Below are 18816 nucleotides of genomic sequence, written 5' to 3'. Positions count from 1 at the left end.
TACAATTGAGTCCTCAGATCGGCAACTTGCGAGGGTCTTGACCCAGGGTTTGAGCACAAGCGCCTTATGGAAGAAATTCTGATTATTGATGACAGCGAGCAGATTACTGACTTGCTGGCAAAATATGTCTTGCCCGAACTGGGTTTCCGCTCGATTGTGGCGCACACAGGTCGTCAAGGTCTCCAGCAGTTGCGTATGCGCTTGCCGGATCTGATCCTGCTCGATCTGCAATTACCTGATATCAGCGGGCTCGATCTGTTGCGTTTGATTGCGCAAGAGGGCTATGATGTGCCGGTCATCTTGATGACCGCACACGGCTCAGAGAATATTGCGGTCGAAGCCTTTCGCCTTGGGGCACGCAACTATCTAATCAAACCCTTTTCTGATACCGAAGCTCGGGTAGCCATTGATCAGGCTCTGCGTGAGCGTCGCCTCCGCCGTGATAAAGATCGCCTGACCGTTTCGCTACAGCAACGGGTGCAGGAACTGACCGTGCTCTATCGCATTGGCAAGTCGGTGACTGGGTTGATGGATCTTGAGCAGTTGCTCGAACGGATTGTGGAAGCCGGCGTCTATATTACCCAGGCCGAAGAGGGTTTCCTGCTCCTGTATGATCCCGAACATCAAGAACTTTACCTGCGCGCCGCCAAGAACCTTGGCGATCAGCGGGCCCAAAGCTTACGTATGCCTGTCGGTGATACTCTCGCTGGTCAGGTCGTCCGTACGGGTAAGCCGATCCGCCTTGATCAAGCCCGCTCAGGCTTTGCCCTCAAGGTCAAAACCGGGTTTCTTGTGCGCGCTATCCTGCAAGTTCCGTTGATGGTGGGCGATCAGGTGATTGGGGTTCTTGCCGTTGATAACCGGCAGACCGAGCGGACGTTTTCGGAGAATGATCAGTATCTCCTGGCGACGCTCGCTGATTATGCGGCCATTGCGATTGAGAATGCCCGTCTCTATGAAGAGGTGAAACATTCTGAACAGCGCTATCGCGATCTCTTTGCCAATGCGTATGATATGATCTTTTTGCTTGATCGCGATCTATGCCTGACGAGTATCAATAAGGTCGGTGAAGAATTGATCGGTACGGCCTGCGAGGGTTTGCTCGGACGTTCCTTACACTCGCTTGCGACCCCAGAGTCATGGCATCAGGCATGGCCCTCGCTCAAGGCTCGGCTTGAGGGCCAGCCCGGCCAGCCCTTTGAACTTGAATTGGTGGCAAGCAATAATGAGACCATTTACCTGGAAGTTTCAACCCAGGTGATCATGAATGGGCACGGGATCAAGGGGTTGCACTGCATTGCCCGTAATCTCACCGAGCGCCGTCATCTTGAACAACAGTTGATCCAGTCGGAAAAACTCTCGGCGATTGGTCAACTCGTGGCCGGCGTGGCTCACGAGTTGAATAATCCGCTCACCAGTGTCAGTGGATACAGCCAACTCTTGTTGCGCGATCCCGCCTTACCTCATCAAATACGCCAGGATCTTGAGCATATTCGTACGCAGGCTGAACGTGCGGCCAAAATTGTGCGCAATCTGCTGATTTTTGCCCGTGAACACAAACCTGAACGCTCGATGGTCGCGCTCAATACTGTTGTGGAGAGTGCCCTCGCTTTGCAACAGTATCAATTCAAGGTTGATACCATTTCTGTGTCCCTTGATCTTGATCCGAACCTCCCCGAGACTGTCGCCGATCCACACCAGTTGCAGCAGGTGCTCCTCAATCTGATCACCAATGCCCGCCACGCGATGCTCGAAAAGGCCAAGCCGGGTGCCCTGACTTTGCGTACCAGGTTGAAAATGCGTAGCGATGGTGAAGCAGTGATCCAGCTTGAAGTTGAAGATACTGGCATTGGTATTTCCCAACCATATCTCCAAAAAATCTTCAACCCTTTTTTTACGACAAAAACGATTGGTCAGGGAACCGGGTTGGGCTTGTCGATCTGCTTTGGAATTATCCAGGAGCACCAGGGGCATATTTGGGCCGAAAGCCAGGAGGGTGTTGGGACGGTGGTCAAGCTTACCCTTCCCGTGCGTACGATGGAAGTAGTGGAACCCAACGCTCTCCCCGATCCTCCTGCTAGCCCGACCGCATTGCTGAAGCCCTCGCTCAAGATTCTGGTGGTTGATGATGAAGAGCCTGTGGTTGAGTTGTTGACGCGCATGCTCGAAGATCTGGGACATGCTGCTATTCCAGTCACCAGTGGCACCGCAGCCCTCGAAGTTTTCCAGCGCGAGACGTTTGATCTGATCCTCTCAGATGTAAAAATGCCGGTCATGAACGGCTTTGAGTTCCTTGCTGCTTTACGTCAGCTTGATCCACAGATTGCTGAGCGGATCATTTTTGTGACCGGTGATACCGTGAGTCCGCTGACGTATGCCGAGTTCAAAGAGGGACTCTATCGGTTCCTCGCGAAACCGTTTACGATTGAACAACTTGAGCAGATTATAGCCTCGGCGCTGAACCTTCGCTCCACCTTCTAATAACCTTCGCAACGCTCAGCCTTCCTCTTTTGTTGTCAACCGTCAGACAATCCGCTGGCTTTTTATTCCTGTGCAACCGACAAAATTGTGGTATCGTACATATACACATGGTTTCGTCAAACTGAAGCTCCTCTTGTGCTGTATCCGATCAGATTGTTGCTCACACAGGGAAGGTGTTGTGGATAAGTTTACTGCACAGGCAGTTGCGACGATTGTCGATGATAACATCTCGGCAGCGGTTGAGATTGCTGACAAGAGTGCCGAGGTGCTCTATCGTTTGATGCGCAGCGATCAGTCAACGACGATCACCGCCCTGGAACAGAAGGTTCTTAATGTTGGAGGCACATTGATCAAAGCCCATCCAACGATGGCGCCTCTTGTGAATCTTATTAATGCGCTTCTGTGGGCTGTGACGTCAACCGATGAGCTTGGGCAGGCTCGTGCCAGGGCTGTCGAAACTGTGCATGATTTTAAGCGCCGTTTGCACGTCCACGAGGCGGCTATTGCTGAGACCGCTTTGCGCTTGATTCCCGAAGAGGGTCAGATTGTGACGAATGGACGCAGCACAACGGTTTCTGCCGCCCTGCGCCATGCCCAGCGCGCTGGTCGCCGTATCAAGGTTGTGTGCGCTGAGGGCCGTCCGGCCTGTGAGGGGCGGAGCCTGGCGGCCGAACTGGCCGCGATTGGCTTGCCTGTGACGTTTGTGATCGATGCGCTGGCGGTCATGTTTGCCGCCCAGGCGCAACTTGTGCTGGTAGGGGCTGACTTCCTTGATGCCCAGGGCCTTGTAAATAAGGTTGGCACATATGCGTTGACCCTCGCCGCAACTGCGAGTGGCGTACCCGTCTATGCGCTCTGTGGCAGCGAAAAATTCTTGCCTCCGGGCTACCATCCGCCACCTCAGGCTCGCTGGCCTGGCGAGCAAGTGTGGGAAAATCCCGCACCCGGGGTCAAGGTTGAAAACCTCTATTTTGACCGCACCCCGCTTAATGCCCTGGCAGGCATTGTGACCGAACAGGGCATTCAACCTTCGGTTGGCATTGAGGCATGGTTGGCCGCGACACGTTTGCATCCTGCGTTGAGCGATATGCCAGGAAGATACTGGTTATAAGACCCATGGTATTATAATCCAGGTATGTGGGGCTGTAGCTCAGGGGATAGAGCACCCGCCTTCTAAGCGGATGGTCGTGCGTTCGAATCGCACCAGCCCTGCCACGCTTGCTCAGATGTTGATGCGCCAGTTGGCGATCAAGGCGATCCCAAAGGCGGTTAGACAGGTCGCCACGACCCCTATCCAGCCGAAGGTTTGCCAGGCTAACCCTGGCACAACTGCCCCCAGGGTGCCCCCAATATAGTAAAAGACAAGGTAGAGCGCCCCGGCCCCGCCTTTCGCTTGTTTTGCCAGGGTGTTGACGAGTGCCGGTGCGATCGCCTGCGCCGTAAACATACCGGTACATAAAATAAACAGGCTGATGGCAATCAATGGCAAGACGGGGATCAGCGTAAGACTGAGGCCTAGCATTGCAATCAGCAGGCCCAGCGTAATCAGGGTGCGGCGCGAAATACGGTTCGAGAGGCTCCCCGCGATGGGTGACACCAGAACACCAGCTAGATAGCTGACATAGGCAAAGGCGACCATGGTCGTTGAGAGGAGGAAGGGTTCGCCAGTCAGGTAAAAGGGGAGAAACGTAAAGGTGCCAATAAAGCCGAAGAAGAGTGCGCCGCCGATCATAAAGGCACTGAAGAGTTGTGGGTCATGGATATGGGCAAACATCGCTCGGTAGGCCTGGCCCCATCCTCCCGACTCTCTCACGCGATCCTCGGGTAACAAAAAGGCCAGCAGGATGGCACTGACCATCGTGAGCAGCGCAAAGATGACGAAAACCTCGCGCCACCCGGCTAGATCGGTAATGATGCCACTTGCGACGCGCCCCACTAACCCGCCGGCAACATTGGCTGCGACCCATCCGCCGACAACTTTGCCCAGAGCGGCTGGCCCGACGAGATCGCCTAGGTAAGCCACGGCTACCGCTGTTAAGCCGGGAATGCAGAGCCCTTGCAGCGCGCGAAAGAAGAGTAACTGCTCGAAACTGGTCGCAAAGGCCCCCAGCATCGTCGGGAGGCTCAAGAGGGCACATGCTGCCACCATCACTGATTTGCGCCCGATCATATCGCTCAATGGCCCGTACGCTGTCGAACCAAGCGCAATCATGATGACAACCGCTGAAATCGTGAGCCCGGCGGCCGAAGCCGTGACCTGAAATTCTTCGGCAAGCAACGGGAGAATGGGCTGGGTCAGGTACATGTCTGAAAAGACGACCGTTGCGGCGACATAGAGCGCAAACATCGCCCAACGCAGATCTACCTGGGTTGATGAAGCAGCGAGGTGAGGGAGGGGTTTTGGCATGAGGTTTGCTTTGCATCCTTATGCTTGCTCGAGCATGAAGGTGACGTCTCCAATGATTGCGCCATTGACTTGAAGCTCGATCTGATGTGCTCCTGGATAATAGCGCCGTACCGAAACTGGCGCAAACGAGTGCCTACGGGTCAGGGTGAGGGTCGCCCCCGGTTCAAGGAGGCGCGTGGCCCATTTGAAGACTTTGCGCCGTCGTTCGCCACGTGTGCCAACCAGATGCAGGATATAATCAAGCACCAGTTGCTGGGGATGTAGGCTTGTGCTTTCGATCTGCACGGCAAGATGCAGGATGCCTCCAATCGGCACGGTCGCAGGCGTCACGGTCAACGCGATGAGCTTTACTTCGGGCGAGGCAGCCCCGAGGATCTGCAGTGCCTGAGGATGCCCCTGTTTGATGAGCGTGCGCAGGGCGTGGCGGATCAACGCGAGGCGTTGTGCATCGGCACCTTCGCGCCAGCGGCTGAGCGTTGCAACAACGAGTTCGGGGTGATCCTTGGCGAGATCATTCAGATTATTGGCGACCGAGCGACGAACGTAGGCTGACGGATCGTCTTTGAGGTGTTCGAGCAAGCCGAAGACAGGTGCTGGCTCGACGATAAACTGATCGAGACGGGTGGCCCACGGTAGACGAGGGCGGGTTCCTTCGCTGACGAGACGACGGACATGGAAACTCTCGTCGGTGGCCCACTGATGCAGCCTTGCGAGCACCGCATCAGGATAACGCACCAGAAAAGGTCGAATGGCAAATTCAGCGGTGTGACGCTGCGTAAGCGCATGCATCGCATCGAGCGAAACCTCAAGATGATCCAGGCCATACAGTTCAACAAAGGTCGCCACTGGCATCAGATACCAGCCATCATTGAACATACCCTGATCTTCGCGATGGGGTGGCCCGAGGGTCGCTAGCAAGAGCGATAGCGCCGTAGGATAATCTCTGGGAAGATGATCGCGTAGCGCCTGGGCAAAAACCGTTACGCGGGCCTTTAATTCAAGTGGCGCAAGCTGTGGTATGACCTGTGCGGTGAAGGCTTCAGCCCGAAACGAGGGCGCAACAATGCTCAGGCGTGTCGCCAGATCGTGGGCCAGCCGTGCATCAAAATGGTCTTTGAAACGCTGTCGCTCGGTCATTCCAAGTCGCTCCTTCCCTTCCTATGCGCTCTATTATACTGACCCTACACGACTCATACGCACCATCCTCACTTTTGCGGTATGATATGTGTTGGCAGCGTGGTTCATGGCAAGATAAGGAGGCGCATATGCAACTCTTGTTGCGCTGGCTCATCACGGCCGCATCGCTGGTCGTTGCGGCTTGGACGGTGCCCGGGATCAATATTACTGACCAGAATGGCTGGTTTGCGGTTCTGATCATGGCTGCGGTCTTTGGTCTGGTCAATGCTTTTATTCGACCATTGTTGACGCTCCTGTCCTGTCCACTTGTGATGTTGACGTTGGGGCTCTTTACGCTCGTGATCAATGCCATCTGTTTTAGCTTCTCGGCGTGGATCGCCTCAAGTTTCTTTGGGGCAGGATTCAGTGTTGATGGCTTCTTCGCGGCTCTGGTTGGTTCCATCGTGGTGAGCATTGTCTCGTTCTTTCTTTCTATCTTTCTCCCCGACGCCAATGAGCAAAAGAGGCGTTAGGCCAGGTTGGGCCGAGCTGTTTCAGACCTATGCAGCCACGTCGTTGAATGATGCGACGCGGCTGCTTGATCGTCATTTTCCCGAGATCTTGTGGATGGGTGACCCGTCGCGCCTGCAAATAGCGCTGAGTTATGATGATGGGCCGCATCCTGATGATACACCGGCGTTGCTCGAGGTGCTGCAACGCCATCGGGTTGTTGCAACCTTTTCATGGCTTGGTGAACGGGTCAAAGCGCATCCCGAGTTGGTTCAGGCCGCCGCTGCCGGTGGACATCAGTTGATGGTTCACGGCTACCGTCATCGCTCGTTTCTACTCGAAAACCAGGTGGCCTTGCACGGGATGCTTGATGAGACGCGCGATCTGCTGGCGAAGTATAGCGGGCGTGACCCTGCGACGATCACGAGTGTGCGTCCTCCGTTTGGACACTTCAGTGCTTCCCTCATCGAGGCCTTTCGCACGTGGGGCTATCAGCCGGTGCTCGGCAGCATTATGCCTGTCCACTGGATGCAACCGGCAGCACTGAGTATTCGCCAGGTCGTGGCGCAGACCGACGCGGGTGCGCTGATTGTCTTGCACGAAGCTCTCGCTGGGCCATCTGTGGCGACGCTGACTGATGCGATCCTCAGTGCGCTGACCCTCCGTGGGCTTGAATTCGTGACGATTGACACGCTGCGCCAGAACCGCCAGCGCTGACAACTTGCCCAGGATGTCTGCGCATGCTATGATCACGAGGATAGACTCAGCACATAGAATGGCACCATGACCAACGACATCCAGATTAGCGAGCGTGAGCGCGAAATTTTGCGTCTTGTCGCAACCGGGGCAACCAATCAGCAGATCGCCCTGCAGCTGAATATTAGCATCAATACGGTCAAAGTCCATCTGCGCAATATTTTTGGCAAGATCGGGGTCGTCTCGCGTACCGAGGCGACTGTCTATGCGATTCGCAATGGGCTTGTTTCGGCGACGCATCGTGATGCCCCAGAGTTGCAGCTTGAGCTTGATGTGCCTCAGCCACAGATTTTGGCCGAGCCAGCCACGACGGTTACGTCGGTTGAGGGCGACCTTGCGTCCCCGGTTGAGGCCCCTCGTCTTGAGTCAGAGCCAGATCTTGCCCCTGTTGCCCCGGTTCTTGCTGTGACCAGGCCCCACGTTACGCCTATTGATGAACCGATCAAGCCGAGCAGCGTTGCGTCTGGCCCACGTACGAGCCCTCGCCCAACGAATCAGGGTTTGCTGATAGGTGCCTTTGTGCTGGTGGTTGTACTCGGCCTGGTGGGTTTTGTGCTCTGGTCGGGTCGCGATACCGCAGAACCGTCGGCACCTGTGGTTGCCACTGATATTCCTGGATCGGCCGGAACAATGCAGCAGGGTTCACACGAACGCTGGATTACGCATGCGCCATTGCCACGCCCACGCCAGGATCTGGCACTGGCAGCCTATGATGTGGATGGTCGCATCTATGCCATCGGTGGGATGCAGGACGATCAGCCGCTCGCTTTGCTCGACCGATATGATCCACAGACAGGCCTCTGGGTTTCGCTGGTTGATAAGCCCACCGCAGTAAGCGAAATAGACGCTATTGTGCTGCGGGGTAAAATTTATGTCCCCGGTGGTGAAACCGTCGGGGGAATAGTCAGCAATGTGCTTGAAGCCTACAACCCGCGTGAGCAGCAATGGGAAGTGTTGAGTTCCCTGCCTGAGCCACGGAGTCGCTATGCGCTGACGGTATGGGAAGGTCGGATCTACTTGCTTGGCGGATGGAACGGTCAGCAACTCGTTGAAGACGTGTTCATCTATGATCCCGAGCAGGATAGCTGGTCACGGGGTGTCTCATTGCCTTCGGGTCGCCAGTATGCCAATGCAACGACCCTGGCAGGTCAGATCTATTTGGTAGGTGGCGAAGGTGCTAGCGGCCCTTTGCGTGACACGCTTCGCCTTGATCCTGGGGCCGACAATGGCGGTCGGTGGGAAGGCAAAGCGCCGATGCCTATTGCCATTGCCAACCCCGGACTTGCGGCGGTGATCAATACTTTGCTTGTCTTTGATGACGATGCCCAGGCCGCCTGGCAGTATAATCCGGTTGCAGATGCCTGGTCGACCTATACGATGCCCGAGATTGCGTTCCAGGCGAGTGATCTGGTGCTTTTCAATACCAGTCTCTTTTTTGTCGCGGGTGCCGATGCATCGCCCCCAGGTGCTGTCGGCGAATATCGGGTCATCTTTACGATCTTTGTCCCGAGCCGCGCCAATGAGTCGCTTGTGCCGTGAGCAGAGGCCTTGGGCTGTGCCAAAAGTATCGTAGGCTGTCAACGACGTTTTCTTCTATCCCTCTGGTACCGCTATCCGTCGCACGCTTGGCGTCCAGATGTGTTCTCAAAACCCTTTGCGCCTTTGCGTCAAATCATCAGACTACTCATGCGTCGCCCCAAGCACTGGCCCCCGCAATGGGCGTAGCCGATAGCCATCGAGTGTCCCTCGCCACAGCCAGAGGGCCGGCTGCCAGTCGCCACGAAGCAGATCGCCCCCGGCTTTCATAGCGGTGCTCAACAAGAGATAGGTCAAGGTCAACGTCGGTGAGCGCCCATGGGGATAGTGACGGTAAAAGCGCCCACGTCCCCAGGCAAAGGCATACCGACTGGCCGGTTTGACTTTGTTGGCACTGAGCGAGACACGATGCCACATCCGTGCAGCGGGAACACACCAGATCTGATAGCCTGCCTTGCGCACCCGTTGACAGAAATCGGCGTCTTCGAAGTACATGACATAGGTAGGATCGAGCAAGCCCACCTGTTCAAAGACCTCGCGACGCACAAGCATGGCGCACCCGGTCACATAGTCAGCAGACAAGGGTTGCTCTCCTGTCCGACGGATCGTGCGTAGGTTCAGGTTGACGGGCACGGGAAAGTGGGGATGCTGGCGTGCGCCGATCTGCCAGAGGCGTTCGGGCGCATCATAGTAGTAGATCGCAGGCCCAAGAATGCCTGCTTGTGGCCGTTGTTGCGCTGCCCCAAGTAGCGTCGAGAGCATGGTAGGTTCAACAACCGTATCATTATTAAGCAATAGGATCGAACCCGCCCCGGCTCGCAATGCCGCCTCAATGCCGGCATTCATCCCCCCGGCAAACCCGCGGTTTTCTGGCAACGCCACCAGTTCGATCTGATCGGCAAAGTGATGCCGGATCTGGTGCAGGGAATCATCAGTTGAGCCATTGTCTACCGCCAGAAGATGTACCTCGGGCAGCGCAGCAGCTTGGAGTGAATGTAGGCAAGCGATGGTATCCGCAGGTAAATTCCAGTTGAGTACAACCACATAGAGCGGAAGAAGTTGGCCAGGGGCGGCAGGTGAGGCCACGAGCGTTGCCTTTACCCTGCAACTGAGCTATAATGGCCGTCGCAGGAGGATGTATGCGAGTACTGTTTGTATGTGGACGTGAGCCAGAATATGTCCGTAATCAGATTATTTTGAAAGCACTTCAGCAACATGCTGAGGTGATAGCAATTACTGATAGTGGCAAGAATTATATCATACGTCACGTGCGTCTTTTTTTTAAGGTATTAATGCAGCGTAAACCTCACGACGTTGTTTTTGTGGGGTTTTATGGTTACCTTCTTGTCCTTCTGATGCGTTTATGTACGCATAAGCCCGTTGTTTTTGATGCATATCTCTCGACTTTTAATACGCTTTGCCTTGATCGTCGTGTGATCAAGCCTGATTCATTAGCCGGACGCATGATCTTTTTGATGGATCGTCTGGTTTGTCGCATGGCCGATGTCGTTGTCCTCGATACCCAGGCCCACTGTGCCTATTTTACTCGGTTGTACCATTTACCCCCCGAATTATTCCGGGTGCTCTACCTTGGATATGACGAAGAGATCTTCTTTCCCCGCCCTGCGCCAGCCGAGCACCCTTTCAAGATCTTTTATTATGGCTCATTTCTGCCGTTGCAGGGCATTGAATATATTGTTCAGGCCGCAAAATTACTCGAAAACGAGCGTGATATTGTCTTTCAAATCGCGGGTGAAGGGCTTCGCTTTGGCGAGATCCGTGCGCTGGCTGAGACACTTGGATGCACCAATATCGGCTTTATGGGCTGGGTTCCCTACCACAAACTGCCCGAGGCTATCGCCGAGGCGTCAGTTTGCCTGGGTGGGCACTTTTCTGATAATAGCAAAGCCCAGAATGTCATTGCGACCAAGACCTATCAGTTTTTAGGGATGGCCCGGCCAACGATTGTTGGCAATAATGCGGCCAATGCCGAGATCTTTGTTCATGGCGAACATGTTTATATGTGTGAGCTTGCGAATCCGCAGTCGCTGGTTGAAGCGATTCTGACCTTGCGCAATGATCGCGAGTTACGCGAGAAGATTGCCTGGGGTGGCTATTCCCACCTGATCGAGCGCTATAGCATTGCCCGCATTGGCGCTGTGCTCAATGATATTCTGATGGAAGTCCATGCGCCTCTGTCTGATTAGCCTCGATGTTGCTCCAGTACGGTCGTCGGGCCTGGCTGTTTATGCTGAACGGCTGGCTGAACGACTGGTTGCTGGTGGGCACGAGGTGACGATGGTGGCCGCACGGCGTCCTGGGACGCTGCCGCGGACGGTGACGGCGGGCATGGTGGTCGAGCGGGTTCCGATTGGTCGATCAGACTGGATTGGCTATGGGTGGCACGCGGCCCGGCATGTCGCGCAGCAACACGCCCGGCATCCCTTTGATCTTGTCCATTTTCTTGATGTGCATTTTGCCTGGGCCTACCGGGGGCCTTTTGTGGCGAGTCTGCTGCAATCGTTTCACCAGCGTCTTACCGCCGATAATGGTCAACCCTATGCTTCGTCGGCGGCGAATCGGGCGTTTCGCCGGGTGTACTATACAACGGCGATGCATCTGCTCGAACGGCCAACCCTTCACCGTGCCCAGGCGCTGGTCTCACTCAGCGAGGCGACACGGCAGGAATTTGTGACCCACTATGGCCTAGCCGAGCGGGCGATTGCGCTTACCCCTGAGAGTGTTGATACCGACTATTTTGCTCCCCAGCCAGTTGCCCGTGTTGCGCCGTTGCGTCAGCAACTCGGGCTCCAAGGGTATCGGGTTTTGCTTTATGTGGGCTTTTCCAACCCGCGCAAAGGGCTAGAGTATCTCGTCGCCGGACTGAATGCCCTGGCCGATGATGTGCGCCTCGTCATTGTTGGTCAGTGGGACGCGGCCTATCGGCAGAAGGTCATTGAGGCGGCTGGAGGAGCCTGGAACCGGGTGCTTGAAGTTGGCAGTGTACCCGATGCCGTGATGCCGGCCTACTACGCGCTGGCGGATCTGGTTGTCTTGCCTTCACTGCTCGAAGGCTTCGGGTTGCCTGCCCTCGAAGCGCTGGCCTGTGGGACGCCGCTTGTTGCCACGCGGGCCGGCTCGCTCCCCGAAGTGATTGGCCCATGTGGCCTGTTGGTGGCACCGCGGGATACGCCTGCCCTCGTCGACGCCATCAGCAGCCTCCTGGCTGATCCGCCAAGACGGGCCGCGCTGTCTGTGGCTGCTCGTGCCCGCGCACTCAGCCATTTTTCAGCCGAGCGCGCATATGAGTCGATCATGAACGTGTATAATGCAAGCGTTGGATGAACCGGTCGCCCCGCTCAACACGTTATACCATTTACCGTTGAGTAGGCCGCATTGTCACCCTTCGCTTCGCTCAGGGTCTCAGGCTTCTCGACGGCAGAGATGCTTCGCTGTGCTCAGCATGACAAAGCGGTACCTTTAAGCGATTCGATTGGTATTAGGAGATACCCGGCAACGATGGAAACGACTGCATGCTTGCTCTGTGGTGCAACTGAGGCTCGTCACCGCTATACCTTGCCGGATGCGTTGCTGGGGTTGCCTGGCAGCTTTACCCTGGTCGAATGTGTCGTATGTGGCCTGCTCTATCAAAATCCGCGTCCCGCTCCCAACGAGATTAGCTTCTACTACCCTCCCGACTATGATCCTTTTGTTCCACCGCCCTGGGCTAACCCCAGCCTGCTGCGAGGTATGCTGCACCTCTATGGCTTGAAAAAACGGTGGCGCCTGGTCGAACGTCACGCGCCATCGCGCCCTGGCAAACGCAGGCTCCTCGATGTTGGTTGTGCCACCGGCGTCTTTCTTGGTGCGGGCAGCGCTGCCTGGCAGACGGTTGGGGTTGAATTGAGTGTCGACGCGGCGCGGCAGGCCCGTGAGCTCTTTGGGCTTATGGTGCATCAGGGCACGCTCGAGGAGGTCGCCCTGGAAGGTCAGACCTTTGATGTGATTACGATGTGGGATGTACTCGAGCATCTGCATCAGCCGCAGGCAAGCTTGCAACGGGTGCGCGAACTCCTGCCCCCTGATGGCATCTTTGTGGCCCGCGTGCCTAACCTTTCGGCCTGGGATGCTCGTCTGTGTGGTCGCTACTGGGCCGGGCTCGATCAGCCACGTCATATGTTTATCCCTGATGAACGCACGCTGACGCAGATGCTCAATCAGGCTGGCTTTCAGGTGCGCGAGTTGATCTGTCTGGGAAGTACCTACCAGGTGATGATGTTGAGTTGGCGCTTCTGGTTGCGTCAACACCTACGCAACGAAATCCTGCAGCCACTTGCCCAGCGTGCCCTGGAAAATCTTCTTGTGCGCACGGCGCTTTTGCCCCCACTCTGGGTGATTGACCGTAAACTCCACAAAGGCGCGGTGATCACGGTCGTCGCCCAACCGGTATAAATGATGCTAACAAGCTTGTGGCAACGTGGGCGTACCATCTGGGATAAGCCTCAGTCACGCCGAATCATCGTAGGAGGGATGCTAGCCGCGGCTCTGGCAGTCATCCTGATCACGATTGTGCGTGACTGGCGCTCCCTCGTAACCTATGACTGGCAATTTGATGCGGTCTATCTGGCTTTGAGCAGTGTGGCCTACACCGGTTCGTTGGCTGTGGCGGTCATTGCCTGGGGCTTTATAATGTCGGCGCTCAATGTGCGCGTCGGGTGGCGTCACCATGGGCGTTTTTTTCTCTACTCGTGGATGGCCCGCCGCTTACCTACGCCTGCCCCGTTTGTCGCGAGTCGTGTCCTGCTCTACGAACAGGTTGGGGTTGCGCGGCGGATGACGCTGCTCGGGATGCTCTGGGAACAGATTCTCTTGATCGCCTCGGGTGGCCTGCTTGTCGTGATGCTCTTTCCCTTGACGCCATTGCTAAATGGCAACATCCCCTTGCTGCCGGTGGCGCTGGTGGCGCTGGTCAGCCTTGTGGTGGCGGTGCGTCCTGCGCTGCTGGTGCGTCTGTTGAACCTGATTCTCAAGCGCTGGAAGCGCGAACCGCTGACCCAGTTGCTTGGTTTACCAGCCACGCTGCTGGTCGTGGGTTTGCATATGCTTGTCTGGTTGACCGGGGGCTTGATCCTCTTTTTCCTGGTGCGTTCGATCTATCTGATCGAGTGGTCAATGTTGCCGGTTCTGGTTCAGATTTGGGTTGCCAGCGGGTTGGTTGGGGCGCTCTCTTTTCTCCTCCCGATCGGGTTTAGTTTTCGTGATCTCAGCATGGTCGTCTTGTTGACCCTGATTGTGCCGCTCTCTGTTGCCTTGATCATCGCCTTGCTGATGCGCGTATGGATTACGCTGAATGAGCTCTTCTGGGCGCTGGTTTTTTCGCGCTGGTAGAGCCTGAGTTTGAGGTGTGTATGTCGTGGTATCCCATTGAAATTCGTCACACGGCGACGGAAGTAGCCGAGCAAGCGGCGTATGATACGATCTATCGTGAAGGTGGCCTGCATCAACGCGACTCGCTCTATCTCTGGTTTCTCGATCTGGTGCGACGAGTGTCGCCACCGCCAGGACGTTTGCTCGATGTGTCGTGTGGGGCAGGCGATTTTCTGCGCTTTGCCCAGCGGGCGGGCTATCAGGGGATGGGTGTTGACTTTTCCGTGGCGGCCCTGCATCAGCTTGACCAGCGCGGGGGGGCGACGATCCCGCTGGCTGCGTCGAATGCCCAGCAACTTCCATTTGCCGATCATACGTTTGATCTGGTCACCAACATTGGCAGCCTCGAGCACTATTTTGCTCCCGAAGAGGGTGTGCGTGAAATGGCGCGGGTGCTGCGCCCCGGCGGCACCGCCGTGGTTTTGTTGCCCAACGCCTTTGGCTTGTTTGGCAACATCTGGTATGTCTTGCGGCACGGTGAGGTCTTTGATGATGGGCAGCCATTGCAGCGCTATGCCTCACGCGGGTCGTGGCAACGCTTGTTAGCCGATCATGGCTTGCGCACGCAACGAGTTGTGGTCCTCGAACGCCCGTTGCCCCAAACGAGGGCTGATTGGCAATGGATGCTGCGGCGACCACACACCTTTGTGCGTAGCCTCATCGGGCCAATTGTACCAGTCAATCTTGGCGATCTGCTGGTCTTTGTCTGTACACCAGCATAATGGTTTGCCAGAAATAATCCGTTACACCAGACCTCACAGGTCTGTCAGACCGGTGAGGTCTGGTCGATCGGGGGTCGAAAATATGGCTTTAGCAAGCGCTAAAAGCCACTAATACTTTCGGGTTACTCCTCTTTTTATTGGGTATTAGCGATGAATCTGCGACGATGGAACCAGATGGATTAGGGTTGACTCTTCTAAAGAGGTATCGCCAGGTGGTTGGTGCCTGTGCTACAGTGAGCGTCATAAGGTTTCGCATCATGGTTCATGATGTGTAGGTAACGAAAGGATACGTAACGGTATGCTGCGCAAAGTGACAGCAATTGCTCTCGTGACCGGGCTGATAATGGCCCTGGCGCTGGTGCTTGCACCAGTTCGGTCGGTAAGTGCTCAGCAGGGCATTACTTGGAGCACTGGTTTCCAGGTGCAGAACCTGGGTACCGCTCAGGCAACGGTTGACATTCGCCTGATCAACCCCGATGGCTCGTCAGCTGCCAACATTCTTGGTGAGGCGATTGCGGCGGGTGCGAGCAAGACCTATTTCCCAATCCCGAGTGTCTCGACGGGTTTCAGCGGCTCGGCCGTTATCGAAGCTGACCAGCCTGTGGCGGCGATCCTGAACATCCTGGGCAACAACGGCGTCGCTGGTCAGCCGTTCTACAGTGAGGCTGCAACTGGCCTGACTCAGGGCGCGACCACGGTCAACCTGCCGCTGATTCAGCGTGGCAACTCGGGCTTTGATACCTGGTTTGCGGTGCAGAACGCGGGTACCGCAGCTGCTCCGGTGCAGGTCGTCTTCACGCCTGGTAGTTCCGGTACGGCCCATACGGTGAACTCGGGCGACATTGCCCCTGGCGCGTCGCTGGTCTTCGATCAGGCAACGCTCGCCGATCTTGGGGATACTTTTGTGGGTTCGGCCCAGATTACCAGTGCCCAGCCCGTCGCTGTGGTTGTCAACCAGGTTGGTAAGGGTGGCTTCCGTACGCAGTTGACCTACAGCGGTTTCGCCGCAGGCTCGACTGAGGTTGTGCTGCCCCTGGTTCAACAGGCCAATGCTACCTTCTTCAGTGGTATCGCGATCCAGAATATTGGTTCCGCTGCGGCTGATGTGACGGTTACCTATGGGGCCAACACGGTTGCTGGTGGGGCGAGCCTGACGAATGAGACCTTCAATCTTGGTGCAGGTGCCAGCCGGGCGATCATCGTCAACGGCACTGACCGCTACATTGGTTCGGCAGTTGTGACCTCGGCCCAGCCCATTGTGGTCGTCCTCAACCAGTTGTCAAGCCAGTTCGGTACCTCCTATGAGGGTATTTCGGCAGCCGGTGCGACCACCCGCGTGAGCTTGCCGCTGCTGATGGCAAACAATGGTGGCTTCTTCACCGCTGTGCAGTGCCGCAATGCCGGTACTGCGAGCACCACGGCAACCATGACCTTCACGCCCAATGCGGTTGCTGGTAGCACGCTGACCCCCGAGGCCGATACTGCGACGCTGGCTGCTGGTGAGTCGGTCACCTGGTTCCAGAACGCCAAGATCCCCACCGAGCGCTACGTTGGTGGTGCGACGGTGACGACCAGCCCCGCGAGCAATGTGGTTTGTATCGTCAACCAGCTTGCTCCTGCGAATTCCGGTGATGCCTTCCTGACCTACAACGGCATCAACTTCTAAGACGGGATACGTCCACGATCCGGTCGATAGCTCTATCAGGGGTGTGGAGAAACCGCAAGGCGGCCTCTCCACACCCCTTTGCATGAGGTATACAATTTATGCAACGTACGTCTTTCTGGCTGCCCTTTGCGCTCGCGCTGGTCTTGTTGACCATGCTCGTAGGCTGTGGCGGTCCGGCAACCGAAACCCAGACTCCTCTCCCTGAACCGACTCAGGTGGCTACCCCTGAGCCTTCTGAGGATCCTTATCCATACCCCTACCCGATCGCGCCTCCTATGCCAACGGTCGATCCGGCTTATCCTGGCCCTGGCTATACGCCCCCACCAGGACGTCAGCCTGAACCACTTCCTGTGCCATCAGAAGGGACGGGCGTTGTCCACGGGGTGCTCTATAATCTACAGACTGATGAAATCGTCTATGATGCCATTGTGCTCTACCTTTCGCCGGTGATAGCGACTGACGCGGCGACGATGGATGCAGTTAGCCATGATCCCGAGAATGACCCCTGGGTTACACCGGACGTTGAGGGTGGGTTTGCCTTTGGTGATGTGCCCCCAGGTCGCTATGCCATTGTTGTGCAGGGTCCGTTGAATCAGTACCTTGTTCGCCAGGGCGACGATCGGTCGAAGGATCTTATCTTTGAGGTGGAAGCCGGACAGACTCTCGATCTGGGCAAGGTATATACTGGTTATCCCTAAGCGATTGTTGCGTTGATCCAGTAAGGGTATGTGGCTATTTCGCAAAAGTATCGACTTGAATCAGGCGGTGGCGCGCCCTGTCCAGGCAACCGATCTGACTGCTGTCACGCGGCTGTTGCGCGAGGCTGGGCGGCGCTACTACGCGATGACTGGTGCTGACCTCGAGCACTTGACGGCCGAGCAATGGGGTGCCGTTCTTGAGGTTGGCACCACGATCGTTGCGAGCGCGCTGGCCAATCAGCCCGCCGAGGGCATCTGCTGGATTTATGCAGTTGCCCTTGGTGATGGCCTCGATGTGCGCTTCGCGCTGGCTACGCTCTTGCCAGTGTTTGAGGCGACGCTCCGTCGGCAGGGTGTGCACACGATCTTCTATGCCGGTGATGAGCAGGCCGATGCCTGGCTGGTGCCTGCGTTGCAGGCACAACAGTTTGAGCCAGAAACTGAAGTTGTTGTGTATGAAAAACGACAACTGCAAATTCCTGATCAGGGCAATCTTGCGATCACGCTGCGCCCGGCCCTGCCTCTCGATCTGCCAGCGGTGCTTACGGTTGATCGGGCCTGTTTTGAACCTCAGTGGACAAAAGATGCCACGATTATGCGCACCGCCCTTGAGCAAGGCCCCTATGTTGTGGTTGCTGAGCATGAAGAGACAATTGTGGGCTATGCGTATGCAACCACCCATTTTGGCGGACGCCTCGTCCATCTCGTGCGTATTGCCGTTGACCCCGCGTGGCGCGGCAAAGCGATTGGTGTTCGCTTGCTCGCCGATGTTGTTGCCTTCACTATCGCCCAACGGGCACATGTCTTGACACTCAACACCCAGGCATATAACATGCAAGCACAGCGCCTCTACCAGTGGTTTGGCTTTGTCACAACTGGTGAGCGTCAGTTGATCTTGCGTCGAAACCTACATCCTTAAACTGGGGAAAGTGTGCCACCACGATTAGATCCGCGTGATTGGGAGCGCTTGTTTAGCCCGCATGTCCATCGGCGCGGTGGTATCCTGCGTGCCCTGGCGAACCTGTTGCTGGTCGGGGTTGTTATCGCCCTGCTTTTTGGCGGTGCGTTCCTGGGTTTGCGCCTCCGTGATGCCCAGATCGAGGCCAGGATTGCCACGGTCACTGCTGCAGTGGCGACCAATGAAGTGCTCATTGTGCTCAGGTCAACTCAGGAAGCCCGTAACGCGACGGCGACGGTTGAAGCTTTGACAATGCCTTCGCCAGCACCCGCACCCGCCGACAGCCTGGGTCGTGGTACGGTGATCGCTGGGGGTAATCTGCGTTCGGAACCGCTTGTTGTGCCTGAAACGGTGCTTGGTCAGATCTGTGTTGGTGACGAAGTCCTCTTTCTGCAAGAGCAGAACCTCGCGGATGGCGTGCGCTGGTATCAGATCCGCCTACTTAGCACGGCAGCAGATTGTGCCCCTGAGCGTGTCCCCGTAGAAACCGTTGGCTGGGCCAGCAGCCTTTTGCTTTCACCACCAGCACCCTGAAGCGT

17 protein-coding genes and 1 tRNA gene are annotated in these 18816 nt (G+C 56.4%); 15 read left to right on the top strand and 3 right to left on the bottom strand.

The window, feature by feature from the left end:
- Positions 1–66: 66 nt before the first annotated feature.
- From EKD05_RS04280 to EKD05_RS04270, 3 genes are all read left to right on the top strand, one after another.
- A complete protein-coding gene (locus tag EKD05_RS04280) occupies positions 67–2481 on the top strand; it encodes a response regulator (protein ID WP_129671198.1) in 2415 nt (804 codons plus the stop codon).
- Positions 2482–2659: 178 nt separating this feature from the next.
- Positions 2660–3592, top strand: a complete 933-nt coding sequence (locus EKD05_RS04275) for a translation initiation factor eIF-2B (RefSeq protein ID WP_129671197.1) — start codon at positions 2660–2662, stop codon at positions 3590–3592.
- 28 nt (positions 3593–3620) lie between these two features.
- Positions 3621–3696, top strand: a tRNA-Arg gene (locus tag EKD05_RS04270).
- A gap of 7 nt (positions 3697–3703) precedes the next feature.
- Here EKD05_RS04270 and EKD05_RS04265 read toward each other — a convergent pair.
- Complete coding sequence (locus EKD05_RS04265) at positions 3704–4888, bottom strand: MFS transporter (protein WP_129671196.1); 1185 nt, start codon at positions 4886–4888, stop codon at positions 3704–3706.
- Positions 4889–4906: 18 nt separating this feature from the next.
- Positions 4907–6025, bottom strand: a complete 1119-nt coding sequence (locus EKD05_RS04260; RefSeq protein ID WP_129671195.1) for a DNA alkylation repair protein — start codon at positions 6023–6025, stop codon at positions 4907–4909.
- A 128-nt stretch (positions 6026–6153) separates the two neighbouring features.
- On the opposite strand from EKD05_RS04260, the gene EKD05_RS04255 reads away from it, so the two are divergent.
- The 3 genes from EKD05_RS04255 (at position 6154) to EKD05_RS04245 (ending at position 8809) form a co-directional block, all read left to right on the top strand.
- On the top strand, positions 6154–6537 hold the full coding sequence (locus EKD05_RS04255; RefSeq protein ID WP_129671194.1) for a phage holin family protein: 384 nt from the start codon (positions 6154–6156) through the stop codon (positions 6535–6537).
- A 43-nt stretch (positions 6538–6580) separates the two neighbouring features.
- A complete protein-coding gene (locus tag EKD05_RS04250; protein WP_165360583.1) occupies positions 6581–7231 on the top strand; it encodes a polysaccharide deacetylase family protein in 651 nt (216 codons plus the stop codon).
- A 66-nt stretch (positions 7232–7297) separates the two neighbouring features.
- On the top strand, positions 7298–8809 hold the full coding sequence (locus EKD05_RS04245) for a helix-turn-helix domain-containing protein (protein ID WP_129671192.1): 1512 nt from the start codon (positions 7298–7300) through the stop codon (positions 8807–8809).
- A gap of 141 nt (positions 8810–8950) precedes the next feature.
- Here the strand turns inward: EKD05_RS04245 and EKD05_RS04240 are convergent, their stop codons facing one another.
- On the bottom strand, positions 8951–9892 hold the full coding sequence (locus EKD05_RS04240; RefSeq protein ID WP_129671191.1) for a glycosyltransferase family 2 protein: 942 nt from the start codon (positions 9890–9892) through the stop codon (positions 8951–8953).
- 53 nt (positions 9893–9945) lie between these two features.
- Here EKD05_RS04240 and EKD05_RS04235 point away from each other — a divergent pair, with 53 nt between their 5' ends.
- From EKD05_RS04235 to EKD05_RS04195, 9 genes are all read left to right on the top strand, one after another.
- Positions 9946–11013: a glycosyltransferase gene (locus tag EKD05_RS04235; RefSeq protein WP_165360582.1), complete on the top strand. Its 1068-nt coding sequence runs from the start codon at positions 9946–9948 to the stop codon at positions 11011–11013.
- Complete coding sequence (locus tag EKD05_RS04230) at positions 10994–12151, top strand: glycosyltransferase family 4 protein (RefSeq protein WP_129671189.1); 1158 nt, start codon at positions 10994–10996, stop codon at positions 12149–12151. The genes EKD05_RS04235 and EKD05_RS04230 overlap by 20 nt, the downstream gene beginning before the upstream one ends.
- A 174-nt stretch (positions 12152–12325) precedes the next feature.
- Complete coding sequence (locus EKD05_RS04225; RefSeq protein ID WP_165360581.1) at positions 12326–13258, top strand: bifunctional 2-polyprenyl-6-hydroxyphenol methylase/3-demethylubiquinol 3-O-methyltransferase UbiG; 933 nt, start codon at positions 12326–12328, stop codon at positions 13256–13258.
- A gap of 78 nt (positions 13259–13336) precedes the next feature.
- Complete coding sequence (locus EKD05_RS04220; protein ID WP_129671187.1) at positions 13337–14194, top strand: hypothetical protein; 858 nt, start codon at positions 13337–13339, stop codon at positions 14192–14194.
- Positions 14195–14214: 20 nt separating this feature from the next.
- Positions 14215–14955, top strand: coding sequence for a bifunctional 2-polyprenyl-6-hydroxyphenol methylase/3-demethylubiquinol 3-O-methyltransferase UbiG (locus EKD05_RS04215; protein ID WP_129671186.1), 741 nt, complete (start codon positions 14215–14217; stop codon positions 14953–14955).
- 298 nt (positions 14956–15253) lie between these two features.
- Complete coding sequence (locus EKD05_RS04210; RefSeq protein ID WP_129671185.1) at positions 15254–16621, top strand: hypothetical protein; 1368 nt, start codon at positions 15254–15256, stop codon at positions 16619–16621.
- 98 nt (positions 16622–16719) lie between these two features.
- Entirely contained in the window at positions 16720–17319 is a 600-nt protein-coding gene (locus tag EKD05_RS04205) for a hypothetical protein (RefSeq protein ID WP_129671184.1), read from the top strand.
- A 28-nt stretch (positions 17320–17347) separates the two neighbouring features.
- Positions 17348–18238: a GNAT family N-acetyltransferase gene (locus EKD05_RS04200; protein ID WP_129671183.1), complete on the top strand. Its 891-nt coding sequence runs from the start codon at positions 17348–17350 to the stop codon at positions 18236–18238.
- Positions 18239–18250: 12 nt separating this feature from the next.
- Positions 18251–18811, top strand: a complete 561-nt coding sequence (locus EKD05_RS04195; protein ID WP_129671182.1) for an SH3 domain-containing protein — start codon at positions 18251–18253, stop codon at positions 18809–18811.
- Positions 18812–18816 lie beyond the last annotated feature (5 nt).

The organism is Candidatus Chloroploca sp. Khr17 (genome assembly GCF_004138165.1).
Lineage (GTDB): Bacteria > Chloroflexota > Chloroflexia > Chloroflexales > Chloroflexaceae > Chloroploca.
Note: the sequence above shows the minus strand (reverse complement) of the source record. Positions and strands in the feature narration are given on the sequence as shown.

Bases quoted from the DNA above. Each gene is read 5' to 3' on its own strand.
- EKD05_RS04280 (WP_129671198.1), top strand. From the start codon at position 67: ATGGAAGAAATTCTGATTATTGATGACAGCGAGCAGATTACTGACTTG.
- EKD05_RS04265 (WP_129671196.1), bottom strand. From the start codon at position 4,888: ATGCCAAAACCCCTCCCTCACCTCGCTGCTTCATCAACCCAGGTAGAT.
- EKD05_RS04260 (WP_129671195.1), bottom strand. From the start codon at position 6,025: ATGACCGAGCGACAGCGTTTCAAAGACCATTTTGATGCACGGCTGGCC.
- EKD05_RS04255 (WP_129671194.1), top strand. From the start codon at position 6,154: ATGCAACTCTTGTTGCGCTGGCTCATCACGGCCGCATCGCTGGTCGTT.
- EKD05_RS04245 (WP_129671192.1), top strand. From the start codon at position 7,298: ATGACCAACGACATCCAGATTAGCGAGCGTGAGCGCGAAATTTTGCGT.
- EKD05_RS04235 (WP_165360582.1), top strand. From the start codon at position 9,946: ATGCGAGTACTGTTTGTATGTGGACGTGAGCCAGAATATGTCCGTAAT.
- EKD05_RS04230 (WP_129671189.1), top strand. From the start codon at position 10,994: ATGCGCCTCTGTCTGATTAGCCTCGATGTTGCTCCAGTACGGTCGTCG.
- EKD05_RS04225 (WP_165360581.1), top strand. From the start codon at position 12,326: ATGGAAACGACTGCATGCTTGCTCTGTGGTGCAACTGAGGCTCGTCAC.
- EKD05_RS04220 (WP_129671187.1), top strand. From the start codon at position 13,337: ATGCTAGCCGCGGCTCTGGCAGTCATCCTGATCACGATTGTGCGTGAC.
- EKD05_RS04215 (WP_129671186.1), top strand. From the start codon at position 14,215: ATGTCGTGGTATCCCATTGAAATTCGTCACACGGCGACGGAAGTAGCC.
- EKD05_RS04210 (WP_129671185.1), top strand. From the start codon at position 15,254: ATGCTGCGCAAAGTGACAGCAATTGCTCTCGTGACCGGGCTGATAATG.
- EKD05_RS04205 (WP_129671184.1), top strand. From the start codon at position 16,720: ATGCAACGTACGTCTTTCTGGCTGCCCTTTGCGCTCGCGCTGGTCTTG.
- EKD05_RS04200 (WP_129671183.1), top strand. From the start codon at position 17,348: ATGTGGCTATTTCGCAAAAGTATCGACTTGAATCAGGCGGTGGCGCGC.